The sequence below is a fragment of the Cryobacterium lactosi genome, assembly GCF_004403945.1.
Lineage (GTDB): Bacteria > Actinomycetota > Actinomycetes > Actinomycetales > Microbacteriaceae > Cryobacterium > Cryobacterium lactosi.
In genome coordinates, this window is record NZ_SOHM01000022.1 from 97,738 (window position 1) to 123,399 (window position 25,662).

The window sequence follows — 25,662 nt, forward strand, 5'->3', positions numbered from 1 at the left end:
GAGCTTGTCGAGACCCCGTACCCAGGTCTCCAGCATCGGCCGCGAGTAGAATCCTGGCGTGCGCACACTCCTCAACCTGATCTGGCTCGTCCTCTCGGGCTTCTGGCTCTTCCTGGGCTACGTGGCTGCCGGCGTCGTACTCTGCATCCTCATCATCACCATTCCCTGGGGCATCGCGTCGTTCCGCATCGGCGTCTACGCGCTCTGGCCGTTCGGCCGCACCGTCGTCGACAAGCCCTCCAGCGGCGCATTCTCGTTCCTCGGCAACGTCATCTGGGTCATCCTTGCCGGGTGGTGGCTGGCCCTCGCGCACATCATCTCCGGCATCGCGCTGTGCATCACCATCATCGGTATCCCGCTCGGTATCGCCGACTTCAAGATGGTGCCCATCTCGCTCGCCCCGCTCGGCAAGGAGATCGTTCCCACGGGCGGTGGCGAATTCGACCAGGCCCGCGCGCGCCGCGCCTGAGCGAATCCGTGGTGCCGCTCCGCCCGGGCAGCCTCACCGTCAGCGCCAGTCCATCAGCTCCTGGGCCAGTGTGCGGCGCGACCGGGCGAGCAGGCCGCGAACTGTCGAGACCGGCACCCCGAGTTCGCTCGCGATGAGCGCATAACTGCTCCCGGAGAACTCCCGCATGAGCCAGGCCCGGCGCTGATCATGGGGCAGCTCGGCGAGGGCGCGTGCGACCGCCTCGTTCTGCAGCAGCGTTTCGACGACGGCGAACGGGCTGGATGCGTCCGATGCCAGCGTGTCTTCGTCCAGGACGGCGGGCCGGGGGCCCCTCCTGCGCAGGCGATCCACACTCTTGTTGTGCACGACTCTCATCAACCACGCTTTCACGTGTGCCGGGTCCGTGACCGTCGGGAGCTTTTCCCAGGCCACGATGAGTGTCTCCTGCACGACATCGTCGGAATCCGCAGACGAGCCCAACGTGCGCGCGGCATGGGCGAGCATCGCGGATCTGTGGCGTCGAACCAGGACGTCGAACGCCGCGCGATTGCCCGCGACGGCGAAGTCGACGAGCGCGCCGTCGCTCTCTTCCTCGAGCTGGCGCTGGCCGACGTCACTCGGCATCATCGTCGACACGGTCTGGGCAGGCCCGTCAACCATTGCGCAACGCAGAGATCAGCTGCGGTTTCGTCTTCGACGAGTACCCGGTGAGACCGAGTTCCTTGGCACGCTTCTTCAGCTCAGGCACCGTCCACTCCTCGTAGGAGGGCGATTCACCGCCCTTCCGGCCGATCTCCGAGGCACCTTGGGCGGCGGCGGCATTGGAGATTCGGGCGGCCTTCTGCTTCGAATCGCCCTGCTCGCGGAGTTTTTCGTACAGTTCGGGATTTTTCAGGCTGTTGCCGGTAGGGCTCGGCATGTCGTTCCTCCGTCTTCGAGACCGATGGTGAAGTGGCGCTCTGTTGCTCAGTCCGGTGTCTCGTTGTCGCCGAACGGGGGCAGGGTGATGTCTTCCTCGTTGACCTCCATGTCCCCGAAATCGTCCGGGCCACCGGTTCCCGGGGCGACCTTGACGCGTTCCGCGGCGTCGGCATCGATCGTCGAAGGCACGGCATCGTCCTGTTTCGCCTCGGTCTCGGCCTCGCTGGCCGGGCTGTAGCTGGTGTCTTTTTTCGTCTGGTCGCTGTCTCTGGTCACGTGTCTACCCCCTGAGATCGTGAGGCGGGTCGCCTCGGAGAATGGAGGAATATTTTATGACAGAACGGCTCCTATTTTCATCCCCCTGGACGCCTGCGACGAAGGCCTCGACTCTGTACGCTTGTCGCATGAAACGTGAGGTGGACACCGAGATGGAACCGGCCGGCAGCGCCACGACGACCGGAAACCTGAAGCGCAACATCACCGGGAAGATGCTCTTTCTCTTCATCCTCGGTGACGTGCTCGGCGCGGGAATCTATGCGCTCGTGGGGCAGATCGCCGGAGAAGTGGGCGGTGTCACCTGGGTGCCGATGCTCGTGGCGCTGGGCCTCGCCCTACTCACGGCGGCGTCGTACGCCGAGCTCGTCACCAAGTATCCGCGGGCGGGTGGCTCGGCCGTCTTCGCGGAGCGAGCGTACAAGCGCCCGGCGATCTCGTTCCTCGTGGGCTTCTGCATGCTCTCCGCCGGCGTGGTGAGCGCCGCCGGCCTCTCCCTCGCATTCGCCGGTGACTACCTGGGGACCTTCATCGACATTCCCCCTGTGCTCGGAGCGGTGATCTTCCTCGCGCTGATCGGAGCCTTGAACGCGCGGGGCATCAAGGAGTCGGTGCGGGCGAACCTGGTGATGACGATGATCGAGACGACCGGGCTCGTCATCGTGGTCATCGCGGTCGGTGTGCTCCTCAGCAACGGCGGCGGCGACGTCGGCCGTGCCGCCCGGTTCGACCAGCTCGACAGCCCGGTCGTCGCCATCTTCGGAGCGGCGTTGCTGGCGTTCTATTCGTTCGTCGGATTCGAGACCAGTGCGAATGTGATCGAAGAGGTGAAGGATCCGTCACGGGTCTACCCGAGGGCCCTGTTCGGCGCGCTCGTCACCGCTGGGGTGCTGTACATGTTGGTCGGCACCGCGGCCTCCATTGCGGTACCCGCCGACGAGCTCGCGGACTCGAGCGGACCCCTGCTCACCGTCATCCAGGCCACCGGGGTGGCCATCCCGGACTGGCTGTTCAGCGCCATCGCGCTTGTCGCCGTGGCCAACGGTGCCCTGCTGACCATGATCATGTCCAGCCGTCTGACCTACGGAATGGCCAACCAGGGCCTGCTGCCCCCGGTCTTCAGCCGAGTCCTCCCCGAACGCGGCACTCCCTGGGTGGCGATCGTTGCGACCACCGCCCTCGCGATGGTGCTCACTGTCACCGGGTCGATCGCAACCCTGGCCGAGACCGTGGTCCTGTTGCTGCTGATCGTGTTCCTCAGCACGAACATCGCCGTGCTGGTGCTCCGCAGGGAACGCGTGCAACACCGACACTTCACGGCGTGGACCGTGCTCCCGGTCCTCGGGGCGCTGTCGTGCATCGTGCTGTTCACCCAGCTCAGCGCGGAGGTATGGCTGCGGGGCGGGATCATCATCGCGGTCGGTGCAGCGATCTTCGCGCTCGACACCCTGGCTCGCCGCCGCACGCCTTCCCAGTGATGCGGAGAAGAATCGTTCACCGTTCTCCATGACGTTTCCCGCAAAGACGCGTCTTACTTAACGAAGAGACTCGCTTAGCGGCCGACGTGCACAGAACCGGGCGAGACCGGTTGTCAGGGAATTCCAATCAGTTCGCGACGAACACACTCTCGGTCACCACCCGTCAGGGCTCAGCAACACAGTGGAGAACACGGGAGGCACGGACCATGTCGGATGCACAGGAACGAGATGACCAGATCACCGAGCTGGCACGACGGATCGGGCAGCTTGCATCGGCCGATCGTTCGACGGTTGTCGTGGCCGAGTCTCTCACGGCCGGTCGGATCGCTCAGGCGCTCGGAGCAGCACCGGCGTCGTCGGGCTGGTTCGGCGGAGGTGTGATCGCGTATCAGAACAACACGAAGTTCCGGCTCTTGGGCGTCAATCCAGGGCCGGTCATCTCGGGTGAATGCGCGGAGCAGATGGCCAAGGGAGTGCTGGAGAGCATCGGAGCGGACGTGAGCGTGTCGGTGATCGGTGTCGGTGGCCCGGGACCCGAGGAGGGGTACCCTGCCGGGACGGTTTTCATCAGCGTCGGTTCCCGGTGCACTGTGCGCACATTCTCCTACGCGTTTTCAGGTTCACCCGAGGATGTCGTCGGTCTCAGCGCCCTCCGCGCGCTGACTCATCTCAAGGACATTCTCCTGGAAAAGGACTCCTGAGCTCACCCGACGAAGCGGTCCGGGGTGGAGCTGAGCGCCCTCGGTCGACGCACTCATCCGCCTGGGTGTCCTTCCCTCACGGGGTCAGGACCACCTTGATGCATCCCTTCTCCTTCTTCTGGAACAGGTCGTACATCTCCGAAGCCCGCTGAAGTGGCACCCGGTGGGTCACCAGGTCCTCGACGCCGAGCGGATCGGCCGGGTCCTCGACCAGGGGGACCAGGTCGTCGAGCCAGTGCTGCACGTTGCACTGGCCCATCCGGATGCTCACCTGTTTGTCGAAGAGCGACTTCATCGGTGTGGGGTCGGCCTCGCCGGCGTAGACGCCGCTCAGAGACACCGTGCCGCCGCGGCGCACCGCGTCGAAGGCGAGGTGCATGGCGTTCAGGCGGTCGACCCCTCCGGTGTTCATGACCTTCTGCGCCACGGCATCCGGCAGCAGCCCGACCGCCGCCTGGGCGAACCCGGCACCGGGGGAGCCGTGGGCTTCCAGGCCGACGGCATCCACCACGGAGTCCGGACCGCGTCCGTCGGTACGCTCCCGCAGTTGCTCCAGCACGTCCTCCGTGAGGTCCAGTGTTTCAACACCGTAGCGCTCGGCCATCAGGCGGCGCTCTGGGACCGGGTCGACCGCGATCACCCGGTGGCCGAGGTGCCGGCCGATCCTGCTGGTGAACTGACCCACGGGCCCCAGCCCGAGAACGCCGAGAACGCCGTCTTCTGGCAGGTTGGCATAGGCGACTCCCTGCCAGGCAGTGGGCAGGATGTCGCTGAGGAACAGGTAGCGGTCGTCGGGCAGGTCGTGACCGACCTTTCGCGCGTTGAAGTCGGCCAGGGGCACCCTCAACCGCTCCGCCTGACCACCCGGCACCGAGCCGTACAGCTCGGTATACCCATAGAGAGAAGCCCCGCTGTCGTGAGCGCGGTTCTGCGTGGTCTCGCACTGGGTAGTCAGGCCCCGCACGCACATGTAGCACTCGCCGCACGCGATCACGAAGGGGATGACGACCCTGTCTCCGGGCTGCAGGGTCTGCACCGCAGATCCCACCTCCTCGACCACGCCCATGGACTCGTGGCCGAGGATGTCACCGGGCTTCAGGAACGGCCCGAAGATCTCGTACAGGTGCAGGTCGGAGCCGCAGATGGCCGTCGAGGTGATGCGGATGACCACGTCGGTCGGCTTCTGGATGACGGGGTCGGGCACTTCCTCGACGGTCACCCGCCGTTTGCCCTGCCAGGTGAGGGCCTTCATTTCGGTGCGACAGGCCCGTAGGACACGTCGACCTCGGCCATCTCCATGTCGGCGGTGGCCTGGATCAGTTCCATCAGGGCCGGGTCCAGACCGGGAGCGAACTCCTCCATCCGCTCGCCGGCGATCGTCGAGGGCACACCCTCTGGGGCCTGTTCGTCGGCGATGAGGTTGGTGCCGTCCTTCGAGGGGGACATGCCCTGGTAGATCTTGCCTGCCTCGGACTGGCCGGCGAGGTCGAAGGTGTATTGCTTGCTGTGCAGGTTCAGATCGAGCAGCTTCTTCACCTCCGGGAACTTCTCCGCGTTGGTCTTGGGGATCGGCAGCAGGGTGTTCCAGTGCACGCCGAGGGTCTCCAGTGCCTTCGCGTAGGCGTTCTCGTGGGCCTGGTCGCGAACGATCAGGTACGACAGGGTGGAGCGGGCGGTCTTGTTGTCGGTCATCTCGTAGATGCGGCACTTCTGCAGCCGGCCCGTGGACTCCAGCATCAGGTTGTAGAGCAGGTCGAGCACGAGATTGCCGGAATTGTAGACGTAGCTGCCGCTCCACGGGTTGCCCACGGCGTCCACAGGCAGAGCGCCCTGCGCACCGACGAGGTAGTGGTGGATGTTGCTGTGGTCGAGGGCGATCTCGAGCGGAATCGCCCCGCCGGAGCCGGCCTTGTCGAGCGGATCGGTGACTTTGCCGTTGTACCGCGGAGACCCATCCAGGAGCCGGGAAATCGTGGTGCCGATGAGTTCGACGTGGCTGATTTCCTCCGTGCCGATCCCCTGGATCAGGTCACGGTACGGCTTCGCGGCGGGACCGCGGAAGTTCATCGACTGGAAGAGGTACTGCATCATGGTGCGCATCTCGCCGAATTGTCCGCCGAGGCCTTCCTGCAACGCGTTGGCCGCTGCCGGGTCCGGCTCGTCCTGGGCGATGTCATGGATGAGTCGCTGCACGTGGAAATACATAGGGGATCCCTTCGTCGTTGTTGCGAGTCGATGCTGTGCGGTATTGCGGTGCTGCTTCAGCGGCTTCTTAGCGCTTCTTCGTGGAGCTCTCGGCGGCTTGAGTGCGGATCCGTCGTCCGTCGGCCACGTCGGCCCGTTCCTTTTCGGCGGCCTTGTCGCTCTTGCGGGTGTCCCGCGGGGGCAGCTGGATGTCCTCCTCCGCGGCGATGCCGGCCTGGAGCTGCCGGCCCCTCTCGAGTTCAGCGTCGAACTCGGCGCCGAAGAGCAGGGCCAGATTGGCGATCCAGAGCCAGAGGAGGAATACGATGACGCCGGCCAACGACCCATAGGTTCTGTCGTAGTTGGAGAAGTTGGTGATGTAGAGCCCGAACAGGAACGATGCGATCACCAGGGTGATCAGCGCGAGCAGCGCGCCCAGGCTGATCCAGCGGAACTTGGGCTGCTTGGCGTTCGGGGTGGCGTAATAGAGGATCGCGATGATCAGCACTACGGCCAGCGCCAGGATCGGCCACTTCGCGATGGACCAGACGATCTGCACGGTCTCGCCGAGGCCGAGGGCGCTACCCACGGCATCCGTGACGGGACCGGACACGATCAGGATCACGAGCATGATCAAGATCAGGAGGATGGTGACGATCGTCACGAACAGCTGCATCGGGCGCAGCTTCCAGAACGGCCGGCCCTCTTCGATCTCGTAGATCCGGTTCATGGCCCGGCTGAACGCGCCGACGTAGCCGGATGCCGACCAGATGGCCAGCACGATACCGAAGATCAGGGCGAACCCGGCGGACGGCGACGAACTGAACTGCTCGAGTGGTTCGCGCAGCACGTCGGCCGTGCCGCCGGGAGCCACCTGGTTGACGAGGTTGAGAATGGTGTCCACGGACCGCTCGCCCTGGCCGAAAACGCCCAGCAGCGAGATCAACGCGATCAGCGCCGGGAACAGCGCCAGCACGGCGTAGTAGGTCAGCGCCGCCGCGATATCGGTGCACTGGTCAGCGGTGAATTCGCGCTGAGTCTTTTTCAGCGCGTACTTCCAGGACGGCTTGCTCACCTCGCCCGGCGAATCCGGCTTGCGGGGATCGTCGGGCGAGGGAGCGTGGGCGTCCTTCTCACGGGTGTCGTTGCGGGCCACCGGAACATCTCCTCGTTCTCGTTGTGCGGATGGTGCAGGCTCCGCAGTTAGACGGTGCCCTGGCCGGCGTGCTTGGCCGCGTCACGCACCTCGTCGGCGGACGAGGTGGTTTCGGACTTCACGGTGTCGGCGGCATCCGTCGCGGTGCCCTTGACGGCGTCGGCGGCGTCGGCGAGGGGCTGCTTGAGGTTCTCGCCCATGTCCTTGGCGGCGTCCTTGACCTCGCTCACCAGCGGCTCCGCGGCCTCCTTCACGTTGGCCGCGACCTTCTTCTCGACGGTGCTGGCCGGGAGCAGCGACGACGCCAGCCAGCCGACACCGAACGCGATCAGGCCCACCGCAAGCGGGTTGCCCTTGACCTGGGAGACCGCGTTGTGCGCGCTGCCCGACACGCCGTCGGCCGCTCCGCCGATGGAGTCGCCGACGTCTGAAGCTGTGCCCATGACCTTGTCCTTCGCAGAGTTGAAAACGCCTTTGACCTTGTCTTTCTGGCGGTCCATGATCTTGCCCGGCGTCACCTTGTCGGCCAAGGCATCTACGTCGGCGCCCAGGCCACGGCGAGTCTGTTCGATCTGCTCCCGCAGGACCTCGGGGTCGGAGCTTGTGGTGTCGTAGTTGCTCATCGGTTTTCCTCGTTTCGTTTCAGTGCATCTGGAATGTGCTTCAGGGAGTCGACGGTCTCGGGCGCGCCCTTGATGGCCTTCATCTCCTTGCGGCCGAGAACAAAGAGCACCGCGGCAACAATGCCCCAGACGACGGCGACGATCACGGCCGCCCAGGCGATGTCGATGACGTGCCCGAGGCCCCACCACGCGGCGAAGGACAGGAAGAGCACGGTGAGGTGACCGGCATAACCGGCCCCGCCGAGCATCCCGGCGCCCTTGCCGGCGCGGGTGGCTGACTGCCTGACCTCCGCCTTGGCCAGCTCGACCTCCTGGCGCATCAGCACGGAGACATCGCGGGTGACCTCGCTGAGAAGGTCGCCGAGCGAGGTGTCTGCCGCCTTGCGTTCAGATGGGGTGGGCAGGTCACTCATTGCGGTTCTCCTGGTATTCGGGGTAGTCCGCCGCGAGCGGGGTCCCCACGCCGGTCGGTGCAGCGGGCGGGATCCCGGTGGTCGTCGGAATTCCGGTGCCGGTCGGAGTGCCTACGCCGCTCTGGGCGCCTCCGCCGGTCGGGGTACCGACCCCGGTCGGAGCGCCGCTGCCCGTGGATGCGCCGCCATCGGAGGACTCCTTGCTCTCGGCGACCACTGAACGGGTCAGGCGCCCGGCCAGCACCCCGGCAACGGCCGCGACGGCGATGAACGTGCCAGGACGACGACGGGCGAAGCCCTTCACCTCATCGAGGAGTGATCCAGGATCGCGCTGGTCGAGCCAGTCTGCGACTCCCGCGGCCCGAGAGGCCGCCTGGTGGGCCAGATCGCTGGCCACGCCCTGGGTCTCGGACGAATCTGCCATCGAGCCCAACTCGTCGCCGAGTGTGCGAAGGCCGGATGCGACGCGCTTCTGTTGTGTTGCCGCCTGGTCGGCGAGTTCGCCCTGTGTCTGCCGGTACAGATCCTTGGCTTGCTGCTTGGTCTCGCTGCCCACGCGGTGAATCTCGTCCTTGGCAACGCCGGCAACGTGCTGGCCGGCGGCGACGGAGGTGTCTTTGACCTCGGCGGCGCGCTCCGACGGCACGGTCCCGGACGCGGTGCCTGAGCCAGAGCCGGACGACGCGCCGGACTCGAGATCTGGGGTGCCGGGTGTGGAGGTTGGATAGGTGTTCGACATGACTCTCCTTGAGAAATCGATGTGTGTGAGACGCCGACCATCGACGTCTGTGCCGTGATGGAAATATCTTCTGGCGGCGATAGCCCAATTTCAAGCACTCTGAGAGAACCCGCGAACATTGCTTTTTTTCGTGACGAAAAGGCGATTCCGCCGTCTATTAAGGCTTTCGGGGTATCGCCCCGGAGCCGTCGGAGGGGGTAGCGGTAGCCCCGGATTGAGGGTATTTTGCGCCGCCGACTCCGGCAGAAAAGTTCAACGAACAGCGTGACGTTGTCTCGGATTCCCTCGTCTACGAGGTAGGCCGGACGTCGTATCCGACGCGCAGATCGGCTGCACGCCATCGTTCCAACCCGGCACCATCGTTTGAAGGAGAACCTCATGACGTCAGCGCAGAACGAACCAGTTCAGAGCCCCCGCCCTGTCGCGGACGGCACCGAACCTGTCGCCCACGCGGCCACCAGCGGTCACACCGTTCGCGAGGATGTCGTCGCCAGGGAGAAGAGCCAGTTCGGCGGAATGCAGTTCTTCACAGCCTTCTTCGGCTGGCTCACTGCCACAGGGGCAGCGGTGCTGCTCACCGCGCTGGTCGCCGGCGCCGGGGCTGCCGTGGGACTCGGAAATCAGGCCGACCCTGAACAGACCACCCAAGCCGCGGCCGAGAACGCGGCGACGGTCGGTCTGATCGGCGCGATCGCCCTGGGCGTGGTGGTTTTCGTGGCGTACTTCTGCGGCGGCTACGTCGCCGGCCGGATGGCCCGGTTCAGCGGTGCCAAGCAGGGGATCGCCGTGTGGCTCTGGGCATTGATCGTCGCCGTGGTGCTGGCTATCGTTGGCGCGATAGCGGGCAGCCAGTTCAACGCGCTGGCCGACCTGAACAGCTTCCCCCGCATTCCCATCAACGAGGGCGATCTCGCCCTGGGAAGCATCATCACCGCCATCGCGATCGCCCTCGTCAGCCTCGGCGGCGCGATCCTCGGCGGTCTCGCCGGCATGCGCTACCACCGCAAGGTCGACAAGGCCGGGCTCGGCCGTTAGCGATCCCGCACAGCACCCTCACCAGACCCTCACCAGCGTGGTCCTCAATTCGATCCACCGCCCCACCATCGCCGGGCACCTCGTTCGGCGTGCGAAGTAGGAAGAGAGAACTGACAATGATCAACACCAACAACATCGATTCCCTCATCGGTGCCAACGTCGTCGACACCGAAGGCCGCAAGGTCGGCACCGTCGGCCAGGTGTACCTGGACTCGACCACCAACCAGCCCAGCTGGGTCACGGTCAAGACCGGACTGTTCGGCACCAGCGAATCCTTCGCTCCGCTCGACAGCGCCGATTGGACCGGCGAGGAACTCCGCATCGGCTTCGAGAAGGATTTTGTGAAGGATGCCCCCCGCATCGACACCGACGGCTCGCTGGAGAGCGCCGATGAAGACGCGCTCTACAGGTATTACGGGCTCGCCGGGTCGAACGCCGGCCCAGGCGCCGGCTCCGCAGGCACGTCCGCTGACACCCGCATGGATACCGGCGCCGGCGACCGTCGCTCGGACGAGTACGACACTGCCAGCACCGACACTGCCCGCACCGACACTGCCGGAACCGACGCTGCCCGCACCGGCACCGCTGGCTACGACACCGCCGGAGCCGGCACGGACGACGCGATGACCCGCTCCGAGGAGCAGCTGCACGTCGGCACGGAGCGGGTGTCCGCCGGCCGCGCCCGGCTGCGCAAGCACGTGGTGACGGAGAACCAGACCGTCACGGTGCCGGTGAGTCGCGAAGAGGTCACCCTCGAGCGCGAACCCATCACGGACGCCAATCGCCGCAGCGCCACCTCCGGCCCCGATCTCACCGAGGACGAGCACGAAGTCCAGCTCACCGAGGAGCGCGTCGTGGTGGACAAGGAGACAGTTCCGGTGGAGCGGGTTCGCCTCGGAACCGAGACGGTGACCGAGGACCAGCGGGTCTCCGAAGACGTGCGCAAAGAAGAAATCGACTTCGACGAGTCGGGAATCGACGAAAAGCGCCCGCGTGAGCGCGACGACTCCGTTTAGAGCCGCATCCGACGGTCCACAACCTCAAGGAGAACCCGCATGAGCAACCAGAGCGAAGACCCCACGACCAAGTATCACTCCGATGGCTTTCCCAAGCAGGAGCAGGACCAGCCCGGTCTCACCGGTGCCACCGAGCCCCGCCCGGACCACGGCGAAGACACCTACCAGGGCAGCGGCAAGCTCACCGGCAAGCGCGCCCTCGTCACCGGTGGCGACTCCGGCATCGGCCGCGCAGTCGCCATCGCCTACGCCAGGGAGGGCGCAGACGTCGCACTCTCGTATCTGTCCGAGGAGCAGGAGGACGCCGAGGAGACCGCGGCGCTGGTGCGCGCCGCCGGTCGCACCGCTCTGCTGCTGCCGGGCGACATCACCGAGGAGGGACACTGTATCTCGCTGGTGAACCAGACCGTCGGCGAACTCGGCGGGCTGGACATCCTGGTACTGAATGCGGCCTACCAGGAGAACCGCGACGGCCTGGAGAACGTCTCCACCAAGGAGTTCGACAGGGTCTTCAAGACCAACCTCTATGCCACGCTCTGGATTGCCAGGGCCGCCATCCCGCACCTGCAACCGGGATCGTCGATCATCTCCACCACATCCATCCAGGCCTCAAGCCCCTCCCCGCAGCTCATCGACTACGCGATGACCAAGGCCGCCCTGGTGGCGTTCACGCAGGCGCTCGCCCAGCAGCTCGGTTCCACCGGCGTGCGGGTCAACGCGGTTGCGCCCGGTCCCATCTGGACTCCGCTGATCCCGGCGACCTCGTGGCCAGACAAGCTGCCGTCCTTCGGGCAGGACACACCGTTGGGCAGGGCGGGTCAGCCGGCCGAGCTGGCGCCCGCGTACGTGTTCCTCGCCTCCCCGGAGGCGTCGTACATCTCGGGCGCTGTCGTGCCCGTCACCGGTGGCCGTGGCTTCTGAGGCCGGTCTCGGGCAGCAGCAGCGCCAGGGGCATGGTGGAGGGGTCATATCGATCCTTCTCGTGCGCCACGGGGAGAGTGCGGCGAACGTTGCGGCCACTGCGGCTGAGGCCGCCGCCGCCGAAGTGGTGGTGATGCCTCTGCGCGACGCGGATGTTCCGCTCACCGAGACCGGGACCGAGCAGGCACACGCCGTCCGTCGGTGGCTCGACGCCCAACCGGACCAGGCCTACCCGGACTCGGTGTGGGCGTCGCCCTATCTGCGGGCGGCGGAGACCGCCCGCATCGCGCTCGGGAGCCGGCCGAACGGTCCCCGCCAGGTTCACGACGAGAGGCTGCGCGACCGGGAACTCGGCATCCTCGACCTGCTGACCACCCGCGGAGTCCGGGCCCGGTTGCCGAGCGAGGCGGCCCGCCGCGACCGCCTGGGCAAGTTCTACTACCGCCCCCCTGGGGGCGAATCCTGGGCGGATGTGGCCCTGCGCCTGCGCTCGTTCTTGGCCGAACTCGACGCCGACAGCGTCGGTCCCTCGGCTCTGGTGGTGTCGCACGACGCGGTGATCATGCTGTTCCGAATGATCGCGGAGGGGCTCACCGAGCCAGAGACCCTGCGCCTGGCGGGCACGGAGCCCCTGCTGAACGCCTCGATCACCCGCCTGGTGCGGGACGACAGGCACTCGCCCTGGCGGGTGCACACCTATAACGACGTGTCCCATCTGGTCTCGGCTGGAGTCGGCGTCACCGCCCACACGTCAGCGAAGGATCCCCATGCCGCAGCCGAGTAGAGACCCCATCACCCTGACTCCGGGAGAGCTGCGAGCGTGGCCGCTTCCCTCCGGAGCAGACTCCAAGTACGCCAGGGGTCAGGTCATCGTGATCGGCGGCGCTCGCCTGGCACCGGGCGGCGCCCTCCTGGCCGGAACCGCGGCCCTGCGCGTCGGGGCCGGGCGGCTCACCATGGGCGTGGGGGAGTCGGTGGCCGTTCCGCTGGCCGTTGCCGTGCCGGAAGCCGGCGTGGTCGGGCTGGCCGAGACGCCCGCAGGCGCCGTGCGGGGTGACGAACTCGACAGGCTGGCCGGCGAACTCGCCGACGCCGATGCCGTCGTGCTCGGCAGTGGCCTCGACGACGCCGACCAGGCAGGGGTCATGGTGGCCGCGCTGCCCGCTCTACTGGGCTCGTCGACGTCGCTTCTGCTCGGCGCCTTCGCGCTCGGCGCCCTGCCGGGGCTGGGCGATGACTTCAGCCCTGCCGACAAACTCGTCCTCACGCCCAATCCGGCGGAGGCGGCGATACTGCTCGGTCGCGAGATCGAGGACCTCGAGCGGGACCTGCTGAGCATCGCCGCCCGGTTCGGGGCAACGGTGAGCTGCCAGGGGGTGATCGCCGCACCTGACGGCCAGCGGTGGCTGGTGGGCACCGGCCAGGGTGGTCTGGGAACCTCGGGAAGCGGTGACGTGCTGGCCGGGGCCATCGGCGGGCTCCTCGCCCGCGGTGCCCCTCCCGAGCAAGCCGCGTGCTGGGGCACCTACCTGCACGCCGCCGCGGGAGAGCGGCTCAACGCGCGAGTGGGGCCGACGGGGTACCTGGCGCGAGAACTCCTGCCGGAGCTTCCCGTGCTCCTGGCCGAGTTGGGGCAGCGGGCCTGAGCGGTGCCGTCGACCCGGCTACCGGGGCGGCGGCGCGGTGCTGGCGCGCAGCACGAGGTGCGTGGGCACGATGGTGGTGCCGGGCACGGATGCGCCGGGCGAGTCGATCTGGCGCAGCAGCTTCTCAATGCAGAGCCGGCCCACCTGGCCGAAGTCCTGGTGCACGGTGGTCAGCGGCGGCCAGAAGGCATCCGCCTCGCGCATATCGTCGAAGCCCACCACGCTGCAGGAGGCCGGCACCGAGCGGCCGGCCTCGTGCATGGCGCGCATCACGCCGAGGGCCATCTGGTCGTTCGAGGCGAAGATCGCGGTCACCGCTGGGTCGGCGGCCAGCGCCACCCCGTGCACGTAGCCGCTCTGCGCGCTCCAGTCGCCCTCGAGCACGGGCGGCACCGGGGCGCCGGCCGCCTTGAGGGTGGCGCGCCAGGATGCCGTGCGGCGCCCGGCCGAGAACGACGACTCCGGTCCGGCGATGTGCCACACCGTCTTGTGCCCGAGGTCGAGCAGATGCTGGGTGGCCAGCCGGGCGCCCTCGGTCTGGTCGGTGTCGACCACCGTGTACCGGGCGCCGGCGTCGGAGTCGACGATCACCACGGGCAGCCCGGTCGGCACGGTCACGTCGATCCGGTCCAGGATGTGCGCTTCCATGATGATCACGATGCCGTCAACGGCCTGCTCGGCGAGCCGGTTCACGGCGCCGGCGACAGCTCCCTGGGTGGGCAGCGCCACCGGGATCAGGGTGATCGAGTAGCCGGCCTGGGCGGAGGCGGTGGCCACGGCGTCGAGGGTGCGCATGTTGCCGAAGCTGGACAGGCCGAACATGATCACGCCGATGGTGCTGAACCGGCCGGACTTCAACGCCCGGGCGGCACTGTTGGGCCGGTAGCCGATCTCGTCCATAGCGGCGAGCACCCGGTCGCGGGTGAGGGTGTCCACGTTGCTGCGACCGTTCACCACCCGGGAGACGGTCTGCGACGAGACCCCGGCGAGCGCGGCGACATCCGCCATCGACGGCTGGCGTTGCGCGCGGGCCGGGGGAGCGGCCGGTGCGCCATCGGTCGGGCTGTTCGGTGCCACGTGGCCCTCCCGGGTCCCAGAAAAAAGATTTCAGGATGTTTACGTAAACATGCTAGCGTGCTTACACGTCATGTTTACGTAAACATGACGCTGAAGATTAACCATCCATCGCTTCACACTACAGAGCCAGAGAAACAGGCATGACGACGCTGTCAACACTCCCCCCTAGTGGCCAGACACGCAGTTCCCAAGCGCAGCCGAGGCCCCGCAAGCCGCACGTGCAAAAGCGCGACTGGACCGGCTGGAAGTTCGTCGGCCCGTTCATGATCGTCTTCGCCCTCGTGCTGATCGCCCCGGTGCTGTACTCGATCTACCTCAGCTTCTTCAAGGACCAGCTGGTCGGCGGCAACTCCTTCGTCGGCTTCGAGAACTACGGCCAGGCGCTCACCGACCCGAAGTTCTGGGAGTCGATGGGCCGGGTCACCCTGTTCTTCGTCGTGCAGGTGCCGATCATGCTCGGCATCGCGCTCTTCGCCGCCCTCGCCATCGACAGCGCGCGCCTGCACCTGTCCAGCTTCTTCCGCATCGCGATCTTCCTGCCCTACGCGGTGCCCGCCGTGGTCGCCACCCTCATGTGGGGCTTCATGTACGGCACCAAGTTCGGCCTAGTCGGCAACCTCAACGAGTTCTTCTCCATCGCGATCCCCAACCCGCTGGGCAACACCTGGGTGCTCGCCGCGATCGGCAACATCGTCACCTGGGAGTTCATCGGCTACAACATGATCCTGTTCTACGCCGCCCTCCGCGTGATCCCCACCGACCTCTACGAGGCCGCATCGCTCGACGGCGCCGGCGCGTTCCGCATCATCCGCAGCATCAAGATGCCGGCGCTGCGGCCCGCCATCGTCATCGGCGGCATATTCAGCGTGATCGGCAGCTTCCAGCTCTTCAACGAGCCGAGCATCCTGCAGTCGCTCGCGCCCAACACCATCTCTACCTACTTCTCGCCGAACATGTACGCCTACAACCTGTCGTTCTCGGGTCAGCAGTACAACTACTCGGCCACCATCGCGATCATCGTCGGTCTCATCACCGCCGTCATCGCCTACATCGTGCAGAACTCCGGTTCCAGGAAGGAGGCCTGACATGTCGACGACTGACCAGACCCAGACAACCGCCGAAAAGGCCAAGGCCCCGCGGATGTCCCGCTACACCAGCGAGAAGAAGGCCGGCAAGTCCAACCAGGGCCTGCACACCAAGAAGTCCATCATCCTTACCATCGTGATGGGCGCCCTGCTGATCTACAGCCTGCTGCCGCTGTTCTGGCTGTTCGTGAACTCCACCAAGACCCAGGCCGAGCTGCTCAACTCGTTCGGCCTCTGGTTCTCGGGTGACTTCGCCCTCTGGGACAACATCGTCGCCACCCTCACCTACAACGACGGCGTCTTCGTGCGCTGGTTCGGCAACACCGTTCTCTACGTGGTGGTCGGCGCCGGTGGCGCCACCTTCCTCGCAGCTCTGGGCGGCTACGGCCTGGCCAAGTTCAACTTCCCCGGCAAGAAGGCCGTCTTCGCGGTCGTGCTCGGCGCCGTCGCCATCCCTGGCACGGCCCTGGCGGTGCCGACCTTCCTGATGTTCAGCCAGATGGGCCTCACCAACACGCCGTGGGCGGTCATCCTGCCGTCGCTGATCAGCCCGTTCGGCCTGTACCTGATCTGGACCTACGCCATGGACGCGGTGCCAACCGAGGTGCTCGAAGCCGCGCGGATGGATGGCTCGGGCGAGTTCCGCACCTTCTTCACCATCTCGCTCAAGCTCCTGGCCCCCGGCCTCGTCACCGTGCTGCTGTTCACCCTCGTGGCCACCTGGAACAACTACTTCCTGCCCCTGATCATGCTCAGCGAACCCACCTGGTACCCGCTGACCGTGGGCCTGAAGCAGTGGAACATGCAGGCCCAGACCGTGGGCGGCGACGTCATCTACAACCTCGTCATCACCGGGTCGCTGCTCACGATCGTGCCGATCGTCGTGGCGTTCCTGTTCCTGCAGCGCTACTGGCAGTCCGGCCTCGCCGCCGGAAGCGTCAAGGCGTAGCCCCCGAAACCCATCCACCGAGCCTTACCCGCAGCACCCTTACCCGCACCATCCGTCACCCGCAGCACCGAACATCCGTTTACAAGGAAGTGAAAGGCACCCCAATGAAAGCACCACACAGCAACACGCGCCTGCGTCGCACCGCCCTCGCCGTCGCCACCGGACTCGCCCTGAGCGTCTCCCTCGCCGCCTGCTCCGCCGCAGACGGCGGCGGCGCCGAGACCGGCACCGCCGACGACATCGCCGCAGCACTGCAGGAGGAGACCACCCTCACCGTCTGGGCGTGGGCCCCGGCCGTGGAAGACATCGCCACCGCGTTCGAAAAGAAGTACCCCAAGATCACGGTCGACGTGGTCAACGCCGGCACCGGCAACGACCAGTACATCAAGCTGCAGAACGCGATCAAGGCCAAATCGGGCGCCCCCGACGTTGCCCAGATCGAGTACTACGCGCTGCCCCAGTTCGCACTGTCGGATGCCCTCGTCGACCTGAGCGACTTCGGTATGGACTCCCTCGAAGACCAGTACACCGCCAGCACCTGGGGTTCGGTGAACCTCGACGGCGGCGTCTACGCCCTCCCGCAGGACTCCGGCCCCATGGCCATGTTCTACAACAAGGCCGTCTTCGACCAGTACGGCCTCACCGTTCCCACCACCTGGGACGAGTACATCGCCACGGCCGAGCAGCTGCATGCAGCCAACCCCAACGCCTACATCACCAACGACACCGGCGACGCGGGCTTCGCCACCAGCATGATCTGGCAGGCCGGCGGCCAGCCGTTCACCACCACCGACTCCACCGACGTGGCGCTCAACCTGCAGGACGAGGGGTCGAAGAAGTTCGCCGACACCTGGAACCAGCTCATCGAGAACGACCTCATCGCCCCGACCGCCAGCTGGAGCGACGAGTGGTACCGGGGCCTGGGCGACGGCACCATCGCCACGCTGAACATCGGCGCCTGGATGCCCGGCAACCTGGAATCCGGCGTGCCGGAAGCCGCCGGCAACTGGCGCGTGGCCCCCCTGCCCGTCTACGAAGCCGGCGACACCGCCAGCGCCGAGAACGGTGGCGGCGGCGACGCCGTGCTCGCCCAGAGCAAGAACAAGCTGGCCGCGGCCGGTTTTGTCGAGTTCATGAACTCCGGCGAAGGCACCCAGATCTCCATCGACGCTGGCGGATTCCCGTCCACCGTCGCCGACCTGGAGTCCGACGAGTTCCTCGGCTACGAGAGCGAGTACTTCGGCGGCCAGAAGATCAACGAGGTCCTGGTGCAGTCCGCCAGCGACGTCGTCGAGGGCTGGAGCTACCTGCCGTTCCAGGTCTACTCGAACAGCATCTTCTCCGACACCGTCGGCCAGTCCTACGCCAACAAGTCCGACCTCAACGGGGGCCTGACCGATTGGCAGAAGGCCATCGCTGCCTACGGCAACGAGCAGGGCTTCACCGTCACCGAGTAGCGGCACGCTCCACCACTCGCACGACAACGTAAGCAGGGTGGGTCTGTTGACCAGGCCTACCCTGCTTGTGTACTACGACCCCCAAAGGATCTCCCCGTGTTCCACGCCCGGCTCAGCATCACGCGCGACGACGTCGTTGCCCCCGTCTCCCCCCGGCTCTTCGGCTCGTTCGTCGAGCACATGGGCCGCTCGGTGTACACCGGCATCTACGAGCCCGGGCACCCCACCGCCACACCGGATGGCTTCCGCCAAGACGTGCTGGACCTCGTGCGTGAGCTGAACCCCAGCCTGATCCGCTACCCGGGCGGCAACTTCGTCTCCGGTTTCCGCTGGGAAGACAGCGTCGGTCCCAAGCGTCCCACCCGGCTGGACCTGGCCTGGCACTCGGTGGAGACCAACGAAGTGGGCCTGCACGAGTTCGCCGACTGGGCCGAGAAGGCCGGCGTTGAGATCATGCAGGCCGTCAACCTGGGCACCAGGGGCATCGCGGATGCCGCGGCCCTGCTCGAATACTCCAACCACCCGGCCGGTACTGCGTTCAGCGACCAGCGCCAGGCCAACGGTCGTACCGAACCGTTCGGCATCCGTGTCTGGTGCCTCGGTAACGAGATGGACGGCCCCTGGCAGATCGGTCACAAGACCGCCGAGGAATACGGCCGTCTCGCCGCCGAGACCGCCCGGGTGATGAAGTGGGTCGACCCCACCATCGAACTCGTCGTCGCCGGCAGCTCCAACGCCGAGATGCCCACCTTCGGCAGCTGGGAACGCACCGTGCTCGAGCACACCCTCGAGCTCGTCGATCACATCTCGCTGCACGCCTACTACGAGGAGAAGCCCGGCGACCTGGGCAGCTTTCTCGCCTCCGGTGTGGGCCTGGACCGCTTCATCGGCGACGTCGCCCAGATCATCGACGAGGTCACCGTGGCGGCCGGCGTCGACAGGTTCATCGGCATCAGCGTGGACGAATGGAACGTCTGGTACCAGACCCGGTTCAATGAGATCGACAAGGACCCCCTGTTCAGCGGCGAGTGGAACACGCATCCGCGGCTGATCGAAGACGAGTACAACGTCAGCGACGCCGTCGTCGTCGGCTCCCTGCTGATCTCGCTGCTGCGCAACAGCGACCGCGTCACCATGGCCAACCTGGCCCAGCTGGTCAACGTGATCGCGCCCATCCGTTCCGAACCGAACGGCCCCGCCTGGCGCCAAACCACCTTCTTCCCCTTCGCCCTCACCGCCGGCGCCGCCCGCGGAGAGGTGCTGGCCGCGACCATCCATTCCGACAGCTACGAAACCGTTCAGCACGGCACCGTCGACCTGGTGGATGCCGCCGTGACTGCTACCGACGAGGAGATCGTCTTGTTCCTGGTCAACCGCTCCTCCTCTGAGCCGCTCACCCTCGAGGTGGACCTGGCCGGAGCCCCCGCCGCCTCGGTGCTCTCGGCCGAGAGCCTGTTCGCGCCGGAGGGTGGTGACCGGTTCGCCACGAACGCGGTTGACCATCAGGACACGGTGCATCCGCGCCCGCTGACGGATGTGACGCTCACGGACGACGGCGCCGCCGCGACCGTGGTGCTGCCGGCTCTGTCCTGGTCGATCGTGCGCCTCGCCGCGAAGGCCGCAGCATGAGCGCGCCGGTGACCGATCGTTGGTCGAGCTCGTCGAGACCCGGTGACCCGGCGTCGACCACCGCATCCACACGTCGGTCGAGCTTTTTGAGACCCGGTGACCCGACCTCGACAACCGCGCCCCGCTGGGTGCGTTGGCCCGAGGCGCACACCCTCGCCGACGGCAGCCAGAGCCTGCCCGCCCACGCCGCCCGCATCGGCTACGGCGCCGACTACAACCCCGAACAGTGGCCCGAAGAAGTCTGGGCCGAGGACATGCGCCTGATGCGCGAGGCCGGCGTCAACATCGTCAGCGTCGGCATCTTCTCCTGGGCGCTGCTGCAGCCCACCCCCGACAGCTGGGATTTCGGCTGGCTCGACCGCGCCATCGACCTGCTGCACGCCAACGGCATCGCCGTGGACCTGGCCACCGCCACCGCCAGCCCGCCGCCGTGGCTCACCGAGCTGCACCCGGAGGTGCTGCCGGTGAACCGGGTCGGCGAGACCATCTGGCCCGGCGGCCGTCAGCAGTGGCGCCCCACCTCGCCGGTGTTCCGCCGCTACGCGCTGGCCCTCGTCGAGAAGATGGCCGAACGCTACGCCGACCACCCGGCCCTGTCGATGTGGCACATCAGCAACGAGCTCGGTTGCCACAACGTCTACGACTTCTCGGATGACGCGGCCGCCGCGTTCCGCACCTGGCTCGAGCACCGCTACGGCACCCTCGCCGAGCTCAACCGGGCATGGGGCACGGCGTTCTGGTCACAGAACTACTCCTCGTGGAGCCAGATCCTGCCGCCGCGCCTGGCCGCGACGCATCCGAACCCCACCCAGCAGCTCGACTTCGCCCGGTTCTCCAGCGACGCGCTCAAGGACTACCTCGTCGCCGAGCGCGAGATCCTGCGCCGGACGACCCCGGAGGTGCCGATCACCACGAACTTCATGGTGATGGGCGAGACCCGCGGCATGGACTACGCCGACTGGGCCGCCGAGGTGGACCTGGTCTCCAACGACCACTACCTGCTCGTGGCCGACCCGGCCGCGTTCGAAGAACTGTCCTTCTCGGCCAACCTCACCGGCCAGATCGCCGGCCGGGCGCCGTGGTTCCTCATGGAGCACTCCACCAGCGCCGTCAACTGGCAGCCGGTGAACCAGGCCAAGACCCCCGGCCAGCTCCGCCGCGACAGCCTCACCCACCTGGCGCACGGCGCCGACGCGATCTGCTTCTTCCAGTGGCGCCAGTCGCTGGCCGGCGCCGAGAAGTTCCACTCCGCGATGCTGCCGCACGCCGGCGAAAACAGCTCGGTGTTCCGCAGTGTCGCCCGCTTCGGCGGCGAGCTCGCGCGGTTGGCCGAGGTGGCGGGCAGCCGCACGAAGCAGGCGCGCATCGGCATCCTCTTCGACTGGGACTCCTGGTGGGCGTCCGAACTCGACTCGCACCCCACCGAGCTGCTCCGCTACAAGGCCGAGGCCATGGCCTGGTACACCGCCGCGCTGGCCAACGGCCTGCAGGCCGACATCGTGCCGGCCCGGTCGGTGCTGACCGGCCACGGCCTCGCCGGGTACGACGTCGTCATCGCGCCGATGCTCTACGTCGTGCCGCAGCCGTTGGCGGATGCCCTGGCCGACTACGCGATGTCGGGCGGACACCTGGTGGTCGGCGTGTTTTCCGGCATCGCCGACGCCGACGACCACATCCACCCCGGCGGTTACCCCGGCGCGTTCCGGGAGCTGCTCGGTGTGCGCGCCGAGGAGTTCGGGGGACTGCTGGCCGGGCAGACGGTGCAGCTCTCCGGCGACCTGCCGGCCGGCTCCACCGGGTCGCTGCTCACCCACGACATCACCGTGTCCGCCGACGTCGAGGTGCTCGCCCGGTTCGCCGACGGCCCGTTCCCCGGCGTGCCCGCCGTCACCAGCCGAGTCGTCAACACCGGCTCCGGCGGCCGCGCCAGCTTTGTCGCCACCATGCTCGACCCCGACGCCCTCGTGGCCCTGGTCGGCCGGTTCGCCGCCGCCGCAGACATCGTCTCCCCGCTGCCGGATGCCGTGCACGGCACCGTGCAACTCGCGGTGCGCCACACCGACTCACAGGAGTACCTCTTCTATATCAACCACTCCGCCCAGGTCGTGACCGTGGACCTCACCACGGCCGACGGCGCCCTCGTGGCCGTCGACCTCGGTGGCAGCACCCTCACCGCCGGCTCGCTCACCCTGCCTGCCACCGGAGTCGCCGTGCTCGGCCGCAGCCGAACGGCGGCGCGATCATGAGCGACCTGAGCGACCTCAGCGACCTGAGCGACCTCAGCGCCGTCAACACCGTCAGCCCCGTGCGCGTGGCCAGCACCGGCAGCACGGGCGCCTTCGCGATCGGCGACACCGACTTCCTCCTGAACGGCCGGCCCTTCCGGGTGCTCGCCGGAGCCATCCACTATTTCAGGGTGCACCCCGATCACTGGGCCGATCGCATCCACAAGGCCAGGCTGATGGGCCTGAACACCATCGAGACCTACGTGGCCTGGAACGCGCATTCGCCCCAGCGCGGCTCATTCGACACGGCCGGGCAGCTCGACCTGGCCGGGTTCCTCGACCTGATCGCCGCCGAGGGCATGTACGCCATCGTGCGGCCCGGTCCGTACATCTGCGCGGAGTGGGACAACGGGGGACTCCCCGGCTGGCTGTTCAGCGACCCCGCCGTGGGCGTTCGCCGCAACGAGCCGCTCTACATGGCGGCCGTCACCGAGTACTTCGAGCAGTTGCTGCCGATCGTGGCGTCCCGGCAGATCGACCGCGGCGGGCCCGTCATCCTGGTGCAGATCGAAAACGAGTACGGCGCCTACGGCAACGACAAGAGCTACCTGCGCGCGCTCGTCGAGCTCAACCGGGCCGGCGGCATCACGGTGCCGCTCACCACCATCGACCAGCCCACCGACCAGATGCTCGACGACGGCAGCCTGCCCGAGCTGCACAAGACCGGCTCGTTCGGCTCCCGCGCCACCGAGCGCCTCGCGGTGCTGCGCCGGCACCAGAACACCGGGCCGCTGATGTGCGCCGAGTTCTGGAACGGCTGGTTCGACCACTGGGGTGCGCACCACCACACCACCTCGGCAGAGGATTCCGCCCGTGAGCTGGACGACCTGCTCGCCACCGGCGCGAGCGTGTCGCTGTACATGTTCACCGGCGGCACCAACTTCGGCTTCACCAACGGCGCCAACGACAAGGGCGTGTTCCAGCCCACCGTCACCTCCTACGACTATGACGCGCCGCTCTCCGAGAGCGGCGAGGTCACGGCCAAATACCTCGCCTTCCGCGAGGTGCTGGCGAAGTACGGGCCGGTGCCGGTGCCCGCCGGGTCCGCCGCGCCGTCGGACGCGCTGCCCCCGCTGCCCGCACCGGCCGCGCCCGCCCCCGCCTTCGCCGTCGACCTCAACGACTCGATCTCGCTCTGGGACGCCCTGCCCGAACTGGCCGACGTGTCCGCCGCCGCCGTGACGCATCTGCCCAGCATGGATGCCCTCGGCCAATACACCGGGTTCGCCCTGTACCGCAGCCGGTTCGCTCCGGGCTCCCGGGTGCTGTCGTTCGCCGAGGTGCGCGACCGCGCCCAGGTGTTCGTCGACGGCAACCCCGTGGGCGTTCTGCACCGCGACCACCACGACCGCTCGATCAGCCTGCCAGCGGGGGAGCGGCTCGACCTCTTCGTGGAGGACCAGGGCCGGGTCAACTACGGCCCGCGCATCGGCGAAGACAAAGGCCTGATCGGCCCGGCCACCCTCGACGGCACCGAGTTGAGGGGCTGGCAGGTGCTGCCGCTCGACGTCGACGCCTTCGTCCGCTCCGGCAGCGCCCTCTTCGCCCCACGGCCGCCTCGCCGCGACGTCGTGATGCACACCGGCCCTGTGGATCTGGACCTCGACGTGGATCTCGATCTGTCCGTGAACCTCACCCCCACCCCGACTCCCACGCTCACGGCGGCCCCCGCCACCGTCGTCTCGGAGTCGCTCAGCGGCCCAGCGTTTGCGCGTGGCCGGTTCGTCGCCGAGCCCGGGGTGGACCTGTTCCTCAGCACCGCCGGCTGGGGCAAGGGCCAGGCCTGGATCAACGGGTTCAACCTCGGCCGGTTCTGGGACCGTGGCCCGCAAACCACCCTCTACGTGCCCGGCCCGGTCCTCGGCGCCGAGAACGAACTCGTCATCCTCTGCCTGCACGGCACCGAGAGCACCCGCGCCAGCTTCGTGGCCCGCCCCGACCTCGGCCACACCGACTTCTAGACCCTCGCGCCGAGGTCCCGCGCGGGCGCGCCCCGAGCTAAAGGCGGAGTTTTTCGCGACACACCGCATCCGCTGCCCCCTATGACGTTTCTGTGCCTTATTCGAGGGTCGGATGCGGCGGCGGATGCGCGCGCGGCCCTGGTAGCAAAGGCGGAGATTTTCGTGACTCGCCGCGTTCGCGGCCCGTAATCACGGTGTGTCGCGAAAAAGTCCGCCTTTACGGCGGGCTGCCCTCGCCCCGCAGACCAGCCGCCCGGCGGATGCCTGCGCGCCCGCCGGCCGCGCCCCCGCGGGCATCCGCCCCTTGTGCATCATCCGACCGGGCTGTCAGTGGCAGCAAGTACGATTGACCTCGTGGTTACCGCCCTGTATCGCCGTTACCGGCCAGAGACTTTTGCCGAAATGATCGGTCAGTCCCAGGTGACCGATCCGCTCATGACCGCCCTGCGCACCAACAGGGTCAATCATGCCTATCTCTTCAGCGGACCCCGCGGCTGTGGCAAGACCACGTCGGCTCGCATCCTCGCCCGTTGCCTCAACTGCGCCGAGGGCCCAACCGACACCCCGTGCGGTGTCTGCCCCAGTTGCGTCGAGCTCTCCCGCGACGGCAGCGGCTCACTCGACGTGGTCGAGATCGACGCGGCCAGCCACAACGGCGTCGACGACGCCCGCGACATCCGCGAGCGCGCCATCTTCGCGCCGGCCCGTGACCGCTACAAGATCTTCATCCTCGACGAGGCGCACATGGTCACCCCGCAGGGCTTCAACGCGCTGCTCAAGATCGTGGAAGAACCGCCGGAACACGTGAAGTTCATCTTCGCCACGACCGAGCCCGAAAAGGTCATCGGCACCATCCGCTCGCGCACCCACCACTACCCGTTCCGCCTGGTGCCGCCCGCGCCCATGCTCGACTATGTGCAGACCCTCTGCGACAGCGAACACATGACCGTGGCCCCCGGCGTGCTGCCGCTCGTGGTGCGCGCCGGCGGCGGTTCGCCCCGCGACACCCTCTCGCTGCTCGACCAGCTGATGGCCGGCTCCGAGACCGACGCCATCGAGTACGAGCGCGCCGTGGCCCTGCTCGGCTACACGCACGCGACCCTGCTCGACGACGCCGTCGATGCCATCGCCGCCCGCAACTCCTCCGCCGCGTTCGACGCCGTCGACCGGGTCATCCAGACCGGCCAGGACCCGCGCCGCTTCGTCGAAGACCTGCTCGAGCGCATGCGCGACCTCATCATCGTGGCCGCGACCAGCGCCGCGGGCGCCGCAGCGGTGCTCCGCGGCGTCCCGCAGGACGAGCTCGACCGCATGCAGGTGCAGGCCTCGAAGTTCGGCCCCGCCGAGCTGAGCCGCACCGCCGACATCCTCAACGCCGCCCTCACCGAGATGACCGGCGCCACCTCCCCGCGTCTGCACCTCGAGCTGATGATCGCCCGCGCGCTCATCCCCGCCGCCGACGACTCCACCCGCGGCGCCCTCGCCCGCGTCGAACGCCTCGAGCGTCGCATCGGCGTCGACGGTGGCAGCACGGATGCCGCGGCGGCCGTCGCCGACCCCGTCGCGTCGCGCAGCCAGGCGGCCGCCCCGCCCGCAGCGGCAGCCCCTGTTGGCGCCGGTTCAGCCGCCCCCGTTCCCGCCGGCTCGGGATCGCGTCCGCCC

25 protein-coding genes are annotated in these 25,662 nt (G+C 67.6%); 15 read left to right on the top strand and 10 right to left on the bottom strand.

Annotated elements, in window-relative coordinates:
* The first annotated feature begins 58 nt into the window (after window positions 1-58).
* Entirely contained in the window at window positions 59-469 is a 411-nt protein-coding gene (locus E3T61_RS10360; RefSeq protein WP_134640777.1) for a YccF domain-containing protein, read from the top strand.
* Between the two features lie 39 nt (window positions 470-508).
* Here the strand turns inward: E3T61_RS10360 and E3T61_RS10365 are convergent, their stop codons facing one another.
* Genes E3T61_RS10365 through E3T61_RS10375 form a run of 3 tightly spaced genes read right to left on the bottom strand, consistent with a single transcriptional unit; the run spans window position 509 to window position 1,648 of the window.
* Window positions 509-1,111 carry an RNA polymerase sigma factor gene (locus tag E3T61_RS10365; protein WP_134640778.1) on the bottom strand — a complete coding sequence of 201 codons (603 nt, stop codon included), beginning with the start codon at window positions 1,109-1,111 and terminating at the stop codon, window positions 509-511.
* Entirely contained in the window at window positions 1,104-1,370 is a 267-nt protein-coding gene (locus E3T61_RS10370) for a DUF7218 family protein (RefSeq protein WP_134640779.1), read from the bottom strand. The genes E3T61_RS10365 and E3T61_RS10370 overlap by 8 nt, the downstream gene beginning before the upstream one ends.
* A gap of 47 nt (window positions 1,371-1,417) precedes the next feature.
* Window positions 1,418-1,648 carry a hypothetical protein gene (locus tag E3T61_RS10375; protein ID WP_241992500.1) on the bottom strand — a complete coding sequence of 77 codons (231 nt, stop codon included), beginning with the start codon at window positions 1,646-1,648 and terminating at the stop codon, window positions 1,418-1,420.
* Window positions 1,649-1,776: 128 nt separating this feature from the next.
* On the opposite strand from E3T61_RS10375, the gene E3T61_RS10380 reads away from it, so the two are divergent.
* Both E3T61_RS10380 and E3T61_RS10385 read left to right on the top strand, forming a co-directional pair.
* On the top strand, window positions 1,777-3,123 hold the full coding sequence (locus tag E3T61_RS10380) for an APC family permease (protein ID WP_198418671.1): 1,347 nt from the start codon (window positions 1,777-1,779) through the stop codon (window positions 3,121-3,123).
* A gap of 206 nt (window positions 3,124-3,329) precedes the next feature.
* Complete coding sequence (locus E3T61_RS10385) at window positions 3,330-3,824, top strand: CinA family protein (RefSeq protein ID WP_134640781.1); 495 nt, start codon at window positions 3,330-3,332, stop codon at window positions 3,822-3,824.
* A 76-nt stretch (window positions 3,825-3,900) separates the two neighbouring features.
* Here the strand turns inward: E3T61_RS10385 and E3T61_RS10390 are convergent, their stop codons facing one another.
* From E3T61_RS10390 to E3T61_RS10415, 6 genes are all read right to left on the bottom strand, one after another.
* Window positions 3,901-5,076: a zinc-dependent alcohol dehydrogenase gene (locus tag E3T61_RS10390; RefSeq protein ID WP_134640782.1), complete on the bottom strand. Its 1,176-nt coding sequence runs from the start codon at window positions 5,074-5,076 to the stop codon at window positions 3,901-3,903.
* A complete protein-coding gene (locus tag E3T61_RS10395) occupies window positions 5,073-6,029 on the bottom strand; it encodes a manganese catalase family protein (protein ID WP_134640783.1) in 957 nt (318 codons plus the stop codon). The genes E3T61_RS10390 and E3T61_RS10395 overlap by 4 nt, the downstream gene beginning before the upstream one ends.
* Window positions 6,030-6,096: 67 nt before the next feature.
* Window positions 6,097-7,164 carry a YihY/virulence factor BrkB family protein gene (locus E3T61_RS10400; protein ID WP_134640784.1) on the bottom strand — a complete coding sequence of 356 codons (1,068 nt, stop codon included), beginning with the start codon at window positions 7,162-7,164 and terminating at the stop codon, window positions 6,097-6,099.
* 47 nt (window positions 7,165-7,211) lie between these two features.
* The gene (locus tag E3T61_RS10405) at window positions 7,212-7,787 is read right to left on the bottom strand and encodes a DUF3618 domain-containing protein (RefSeq protein ID WP_134640785.1); all 576 of its coding nucleotides are present in this window, start codon (window positions 7,785-7,787) and stop codon (window positions 7,212-7,214) included.
* Complete coding sequence (locus tag E3T61_RS10410; RefSeq protein ID WP_134640786.1) at window positions 7,784-8,200, bottom strand: phage holin family protein; 417 nt, start codon at window positions 8,198-8,200, stop codon at window positions 7,784-7,786. Before E3T61_RS10410 ends, E3T61_RS10405 begins: the two co-directional genes overlap by 4 nt.
* Entirely contained in the window at window positions 8,193-8,939 is a 747-nt protein-coding gene (locus tag E3T61_RS10415; protein ID WP_134640787.1) for a hypothetical protein, read from the bottom strand. The genes E3T61_RS10410 and E3T61_RS10415 overlap by 8 nt, the downstream gene beginning before the upstream one ends.
* Before the next feature lie 378 nt (window positions 8,940-9,317).
* Between E3T61_RS10415 and E3T61_RS10420 the strand changes: the two genes are divergently transcribed.
* The 5 genes from E3T61_RS10420 (at window position 9,318) to E3T61_RS10440 (ending at window position 13,557) form a co-directional block, all read left to right on the top strand.
* Entirely contained in the window at window positions 9,318-9,974 is a 657-nt protein-coding gene (locus E3T61_RS10420; RefSeq protein WP_134640788.1) for a hypothetical protein, read from the top strand.
* A gap of 116 nt (window positions 9,975-10,090) precedes the next feature.
* Window positions 10,091-10,990: a DUF2382 domain-containing protein gene (locus tag E3T61_RS10425; protein ID WP_134640789.1), complete on the top strand. Its 900-nt coding sequence runs from the start codon at window positions 10,091-10,093 to the stop codon at window positions 10,988-10,990.
* 39 nt (window positions 10,991-11,029) lie between these two features.
* Window positions 11,030-11,911: an SDR family oxidoreductase gene (locus tag E3T61_RS10430; RefSeq protein ID WP_134640790.1), complete on the top strand. Its 882-nt coding sequence runs from the start codon at window positions 11,030-11,032 to the stop codon at window positions 11,909-11,911.
* Window positions 11,901-12,695, top strand: coding sequence for a histidine phosphatase family protein (locus E3T61_RS10435; RefSeq protein ID WP_134640791.1), 795 nt, complete (start codon window positions 11,901-11,903; stop codon window positions 12,693-12,695). Before E3T61_RS10430 ends, E3T61_RS10435 begins: the two co-directional genes overlap by 11 nt.
* Entirely contained in the window at window positions 12,679-13,557 is an 879-nt protein-coding gene (locus tag E3T61_RS10440; protein ID WP_134640792.1) for an NAD(P)H-hydrate dehydratase, read from the top strand. The genes E3T61_RS10435 and E3T61_RS10440 overlap by 17 nt, the downstream gene beginning before the upstream one ends.
* Window positions 13,558-13,575: 18 nt before the next feature.
* Here the strand turns inward: E3T61_RS10440 and E3T61_RS10445 are convergent, their stop codons facing one another.
* Window positions 13,576-14,565, bottom strand: a complete 990-nt coding sequence (locus E3T61_RS10445; RefSeq protein WP_134640813.1) for a LacI family DNA-binding transcriptional regulator — start codon at window positions 14,563-14,565, stop codon at window positions 13,576-13,578.
* Window positions 14,566-14,774: 209 nt separating this feature from the next.
* Here E3T61_RS10445 and E3T61_RS10450 point away from each other — a divergent pair, with 209 nt between their 5' ends.
* From E3T61_RS10450 to E3T61_RS10480, 7 genes are all read left to right on the top strand, one after another.
* A complete protein-coding gene (locus E3T61_RS10450; RefSeq protein ID WP_134640793.1) occupies window positions 14,775-15,719 on the top strand; it encodes a carbohydrate ABC transporter permease in 945 nt (314 codons plus the stop codon).
* 139 nt (window positions 15,720-15,858) lie between these two features.
* The gene (locus tag E3T61_RS10455; protein ID WP_420898480.1) at window positions 15,859-16,668 is read left to right on the top strand and encodes a carbohydrate ABC transporter permease; all 810 of its coding nucleotides are present in this window, start codon (window positions 15,859-15,861) and stop codon (window positions 16,666-16,668) included.
* Between the two features lie 104 nt (window positions 16,669-16,772).
* The gene (locus E3T61_RS10460; RefSeq protein WP_134640795.1) at window positions 16,773-18,125 is read left to right on the top strand and encodes an ABC transporter substrate-binding protein; all 1,353 of its coding nucleotides are present in this window, start codon (window positions 16,773-16,775) and stop codon (window positions 18,123-18,125) included.
* Between the two features lie 96 nt (window positions 18,126-18,221).
* Window positions 18,222-19,754, top strand: coding sequence for an arabinosylfuranosidase ArfA (gene arfA / locus E3T61_RS10465; RefSeq protein WP_198418672.1), 1,533 nt, complete (start codon window positions 18,222-18,224; stop codon window positions 19,752-19,754).
* 128 nt (window positions 19,755-19,882) lie between these two features.
* Window positions 19,883-22,000: a beta-galactosidase gene (locus E3T61_RS10470; RefSeq protein WP_241992501.1), complete on the top strand. Its 2,118-nt coding sequence runs from the start codon at window positions 19,883-19,885 to the stop codon at window positions 21,998-22,000.
* The gene (locus E3T61_RS10475; protein WP_134640797.1) at window positions 21,997-24,000 is read left to right on the top strand and encodes a glycoside hydrolase family 35 protein; all 2,004 of its coding nucleotides are present in this window, start codon (window positions 21,997-21,999) and stop codon (window positions 23,998-24,000) included. The genes E3T61_RS10470 and E3T61_RS10475 overlap by 4 nt, the downstream gene beginning before the upstream one ends.
* 354 nt (window positions 24,001-24,354) lie before the next feature.
* Window positions 24,355-25,662 (top strand): DNA polymerase III subunit gamma and tau (locus E3T61_RS10480; protein ID WP_134640798.1); only part of this gene is annotated, 1,308 nt, incomplete at its 3' end.

Excerpts from the sequence above, each read along its gene's own strand:
- E3T61_RS10475 (WP_134640797.1), top strand. The coding sequence starts at position 21,997 with ATGAGCGACCTGAGCGACCTCAGCGACCTGAGCGACCTCAGCGCCGTC.
- E3T61_RS10425 (WP_134640789.1), top strand. The coding sequence starts at position 10,091 with ATGATCAACACCAACAACATCGATTCCCTCATCGGTGCCAACGTCGTC.
- E3T61_RS10395 (WP_134640783.1), bottom strand. The coding sequence starts at position 6,029 with ATGTATTTCCACGTGCAGCGACTCATCCATGACATCGCCCAGGACGAG.
- E3T61_RS10415 (WP_134640787.1), bottom strand. The coding sequence starts at position 8,939 with ATGTCGAACACCTATCCAACCTCCACACCCGGCACCCCAGATCTCGAG.
- E3T61_RS10390 (WP_134640782.1), bottom strand. The coding sequence starts at position 5,076 with ATGAAGGCCCTCACCTGGCAGGGCAAACGGCGGGTGACCGTCGAGGAA.
- E3T61_RS10365 (WP_134640778.1), bottom strand. The coding sequence starts at position 1,111 with ATGGTTGACGGGCCTGCCCAGACCGTGTCGACGATGATGCCGAGTGAC.
- E3T61_RS10440 (WP_134640792.1), top strand. The coding sequence starts at position 12,679 with ATGCCGCAGCCGAGTAGAGACCCCATCACCCTGACTCCGGGAGAGCTG.
- E3T61_RS10405 (WP_134640785.1), bottom strand. The coding sequence starts at position 7,787 with ATGAGCAACTACGACACCACAAGCTCCGACCCCGAGGTCCTGCGGGAG.
- E3T61_RS10460 (WP_134640795.1), top strand. The coding sequence starts at position 16,773 with ATGAAAGCACCACACAGCAACACGCGCCTGCGTCGCACCGCCCTCGCC.
- E3T61_RS10450 (WP_134640793.1), top strand. The coding sequence starts at position 14,775 with ATGACGACGCTGTCAACACTCCCCCCTAGTGGCCAGACACGCAGTTCC.
- E3T61_RS10380 (WP_198418671.1), top strand. The coding sequence starts at position 1,777 with ATGAAACGTGAGGTGGACACCGAGATGGAACCGGCCGGCAGCGCCACG.
- E3T61_RS10370 (WP_134640779.1), bottom strand. The coding sequence starts at position 1,370 with ATGCCGAGCCCTACCGGCAACAGCCTGAAAAATCCCGAACTGTACGAA.
- E3T61_RS10455 (WP_420898480.1), top strand. The coding sequence starts at position 15,859 with ATGGGCGCCCTGCTGATCTACAGCCTGCTGCCGCTGTTCTGGCTGTTC.
- E3T61_RS10430 (WP_134640790.1), top strand. The coding sequence starts at position 11,030 with ATGAGCAACCAGAGCGAAGACCCCACGACCAAGTATCACTCCGATGGC.
- E3T61_RS10445 (WP_134640813.1), bottom strand. The coding sequence starts at position 14,565 with ATGGCGGATGTCGCCGCGCTCGCCGGGGTCTCGTCGCAGACCGTCTCC.
- E3T61_RS10385 (WP_134640781.1), top strand. The coding sequence starts at position 3,330 with ATGTCGGATGCACAGGAACGAGATGACCAGATCACCGAGCTGGCACGA.
- E3T61_RS10420 (WP_134640788.1), top strand. The coding sequence starts at position 9,318 with ATGACGTCAGCGCAGAACGAACCAGTTCAGAGCCCCCGCCCTGTCGCG.
- E3T61_RS10410 (WP_134640786.1), bottom strand. The coding sequence starts at position 8,200 with ATGAGTGACCTGCCCACCCCATCTGAACGCAAGGCGGCAGACACCTCG.